The organism is Polaromonas sp. P1_G4 (assembly GCF_056405475.1).
In genome coordinates this window covers 1-3,642 of the sequence record NZ_JBFUCA010000442.1, presented here as the reverse complement: position 1 = coordinate 3,642, position 3,642 = coordinate 1, and the positions used below count along the sequence as shown (strand labels likewise).

Here is a 3,642-nt window from a genome sequence, read left to right as displayed (position 1 = left end):
GGGGTCCGCCGCGGGGGCCATCCTGTTTGCGGTCGGCAAGCACCTGATGGCTTTTTATCTTTCGACCGCTGCGATTGTGTCGGCCTATGGCGCGGCGGGCTCACTGGTGGTGATCCTGATGTGGATTTACTTTTCGTCGGCTGTGCTGTTGCTGGCTGCAAGCATGGCCCGGGCCTGGGCGGATGAGGCAAGTGCCGCGCGGCAACCGGTTTAAGCCGACTTGCCGGCCTTGCCAGGTTTTTGCGCTTCTTCGCATTGCACACTGACCAGTTCAAACTCGCCGGGCGCCGCCCCCAATCTGGCCGCCGTCAGGCAGCCGCCCCACACGCAGCCGGTGTCGAGTGGCAAGGTGTTGTTGCGCAGGGTGGGTGTGCTGTTCTTGCTGCTGGCCAGCGTAGACCAGTGGCCAAACGCCACCGGCGTATCTGCTGTGGCCCGGCCGGGAACATCAAACCAGGGCAGGTGGCCTTCTGGCGCGCTGCCGGGGCCGTCGGTACTGCTGAAGTCCATCACGCCTTCGGGTGTGCAAAAACGCAGGCGCGTGAGCGCGTTCACGATGACCCGCAGCCTGTCGGCGCCCTGCAGGCTGTCGCTCCAGTGATCAGGCGTGTTGCCGTACATGGCCTGCAGAAAGTCCTTGAGATGGCTGCCGCGCAGCACCTGCTCCACCTCTGAGCCCAGCGCCACGGTTTGCGCCGCAGTCCATTGCGGCAGCACGCCCGCATGCACCATCAGCCACCCGTAGCGATGGATGGCCATGGCGCGGTGGCGCAGCCAGTCGAGCAGCGCGTGGCTGTCCTTGGCCTCGAGGATGTCCTGTACGGTGTCGCTGCGGCCCGGCTTGCGCACGCCTTGCCACACAGCCAGCAGGTGCAGGTCGTGGTTGCCGAGCAGGCATTGCGCAGCGTCGCCCAATGCCGAGAGGCTGCGCAGCACCTGAAGGGAGCCGGGGCCGCGGTTGACCAGGTCGCCAAGGATGTAGAGAGTGTCGCGGCTGGGGGAGAAATCGATCCTGTCCAGCAATCGCTGAAAAGGTGCGTGGCAACCCTGCAGGTCGCCGATACAGTAAAGTGACATGTGTTTATTTTGCGCCAGGCCCCATGGACTTTTTCCTGATTGCTTTTCTGACCTTGCTCAACGGTGTGTTTGCCATGTCGGAGATGGCACTGGCTTCGAGCCGCAAAGCCCGGCTCTCGGCCATGGGCGAATCCGGCGACAAGGGGGCGCTGGCAGCGCTGGGACTGCTGGACAATCCCACGCAGTTCCTTTCGTCGGTGCAGGTCGGCATCACCTCCATCGGCATGCTCAACGGCATTATTGGCGAGGCGGCTTTCAGCAGCGGCCTGGCAGCGTGGATCCAGACCTTCGGCGTGCGGCCGCGCGCGTCCGAGATTACTGCCACCGCGCTGGTAGTGACAGTCATCACCTTCATCACCATCGTCTTTGGCGAGCTGGTGCCCAAACGCATCGGGCAGCTCTACCCGGAAACCGTCGCACGCCTGGTTTCAAGGCCCATGATGTGGGTGGCGACGGGCTTCAAGCCCTTCGTCAGGCTGCTGTCCATCAGCACGCAGGCGGTACTCAAGCTGCTGCGTATCGACAACAGCGCCGGCCGGGCCGTCACTGAAGAAGAAATCGCAGCCAGCCTGGAGGAGGGCGTGGACGCCGGCCTGATTGAGGAACATGAACACCAGATGGTGCAAAACGTGTTTTTGCTGGATGACCGCCTGCTCACTTCACTGATGCTGCCGCGTTCCGACATCGAGTGGCTCGATGCTTCCGACACCATTGCCCAAGCCATCGACAAGGCCGGCGCCACCGGCCACTCCTGGTATCCCGTGTGCCGCGGCAGCCTCGATGACGTGGTGGGCGTGGTCAATGTGGCCAAGTTGCTCGCGCTGCGCGGCCAGATCCAGCCTGTGCCATCAACCCAGGGCGCAGGCGCAGTGCCTTCAGTGACCGACCGTATCGGCGCTTATGCAGTGCCGGCGGTCTTCGTGCCGGAAACGCTCACGGGCATGGAATTGCTGGAGCAGTTCCGGGCCCGCTCCACCCGCATTGTGTTTGTGGTCGATGAATACGGGGTTGTGCAGGGTCTCATGACGCCCATGGACATGCTGGAAGCCATCACCGGTGAATTGCAGCCCGGCGCGCAGATGGACGCGTGGGCGACCGAAAGGGAGGACGGCAGCTGGCTCATTGACGGTGTCATGCCTGTCTCCGAACTCAAGGCCCGTCTGGATATCAGGGAACTGCCAGAGGAAGGCCGGGGGCGTTACAACACGGTGGCTGGCCTGCTTCAAAGCGTTTCGGGGCGGTTGCTGAAAACCGCCGAGCGGGTGGAATGCGCGGGCTGGCGCTTCGAAGTTCTTGACCTTGATGGCAAGCGGATCGACAAGATCCTGGCCAGCCCCATCCCGGTCGATCCCAATATGTAAATATCTGTTTCTACCAGTAGACCACTTGGGTTGTATTGGCGGAACATATATGTGAAAAAAGGCCGCTTTTAGGTAGATTGGATTCAATATGAGTCGCGTTCACAACACCTTCATACGTAAATAGTTGTAACTTAACGGGGCTGTGTTTAAACTGAAAAAAAGTTAAGGCACTCATGTTTGATGTTTTTGTGTTGGCGCTCACTGCGACGGCGGTGTCTGCAATGGCGACGGGAGCAGCCTGCCACCATGGCTGGCTGGCGCGTTCCGCGCGCAAAAAACGGCGCCTTCCCGCGCATTGGCACCTGCAGCCAAGGCCACTGCTACTGGAGGCCGAACAGGACGTGTGGCATTGGCTTCAGCGGGCCTTTTTTGACCACCATGTCCTGATCAAAGTCCCTGTCATCCGCTTTGTCTCGCCGCGAACCGAAGCCGAAGGGCAGCGTTCCTTTGAATTGCTGAAAACCGTTTACTGCACTTTCACTGTATGCGCCGCGGATGGAACCGTCATTGGTTGCCTGGATGTTCCCGGTCCCCGTGGGCTCAAGGCCAGTAACCGCGACCTCAAGCGCAAGCTGTTTGAAGAATGCGGGATTGCCTACGCCGTCGTGCGTGCGAGCAACCTTCCCTCCCTGGAAGATGTTCGCGCGGCGTTCCTCGGAGAAATCGACCTGTCGGACGACGAACCCGCCGTGCTGGGCGAGCCTCCCTTGGCCTTGCCAGTTGAGGTGGATGCCGACGCCGATGCCATGGCCACCGTGCCCGATACCATGCGTGCAGCCAACGGAACCCTCCTGGAGGACGCGCCAAAAGTCGCCAGCATGGACATCGCGGCAGCCCGAARCAGCCTGCAAGCCAAGCTGGAACGCAACCGCAGGATACGGTTCACCAATTTCGACCCGCTCAGTACCGGTTCAGGCATTGTTCATGACAATGCCGACCACAATTTTGCTGTGCAGTGGGAAGACTCTTTCATCACACCGGAAGAGCCGGATACGCCGAACGGCACCAACGCCTGAACGTTTAAAGCCGTAGCGGTGTTGCGGCCTTCAGGCTCTACTCAATTTGCTTTCGCGGTGTCAAACAATGCCTTCGTTTCCGCCGGCATCACGGTTGTCAGCGGTTTGCCGCCCGGTTTCATGGGTTTTAAAAACCATTGTTCATACCAGCCCTGCGCTGCGCCGCTGCGCATGGATTCCTTGATAGA

4 protein-coding genes are annotated in these 3,642 nt (G+C 60.9%); 3 read left to right on the top strand and 1 reads right to left on the bottom strand.

The window, feature by feature from the left end; all coding sequences use genetic code 11:
• On the top strand, nt 1-214 hold a 214-nt coding region (locus AC1D1X_RS18335; RefSeq protein WP_477698831.1), incomplete at its 5' end, for a YhjD/YihY/BrkB family envelope integrity protein.
• On the opposite strand, the gene AC1D1X_RS18330 is transcribed toward AC1D1X_RS18335, so the two are convergent.
• Complete coding sequence (locus AC1D1X_RS18330) at nt 211-1,077, bottom strand: symmetrical bis(5'-nucleosyl)-tetraphosphatase (protein WP_477668097.1); 867 nt, start codon at nt 1,075-1,077, stop codon at nt 211-213. The two genes, AC1D1X_RS18335 and AC1D1X_RS18330, sit on opposite strands and share 4 nt — an antisense overlap.
• Nucleotides 1,078-1,100: 23 nt before the next feature.
• Here AC1D1X_RS18330 and AC1D1X_RS18325 point away from each other — a divergent pair, with 23 nt between their 5' ends.
• Both AC1D1X_RS18325 and AC1D1X_RS18320 read left to right on the top strand, forming a co-directional pair.
• On the top strand, nt 1,101-2,438 hold the full coding sequence (locus AC1D1X_RS18325) for a hemolysin family protein (protein WP_477668096.1): 1,338 nt from the start codon (nt 1,101-1,103) through the stop codon (nt 2,436-2,438).
• 173 nt (nt 2,439-2,611) lie between these two features.
• The gene (locus AC1D1X_RS18320) at nt 2,612-3,454 is read left to right on the top strand and encodes a DUF2726 domain-containing protein (RefSeq protein ID WP_477698830.1); all 843 of its coding nucleotides are present in this window, start codon (nt 2,612-2,614) and stop codon (nt 3,452-3,454) included.
• Nucleotides 3,455-3,642: the final 188 nt, after the last annotated feature.

Coding starts and splice junctions, on each gene's coding strand:
- AC1D1X_RS18330 (WP_477668097.1), bottom strand. CDS start 1,077: ATGTCACTTTACTGTATCGGCGACCTGCAGGGTTGCCACGCACCTTTT.
- AC1D1X_RS18325 (WP_477668096.1), top strand. CDS start 1,101: ATGGACTTTTTCCTGATTGCTTTTCTGACCTTGCTCAACGGTGTGTTT.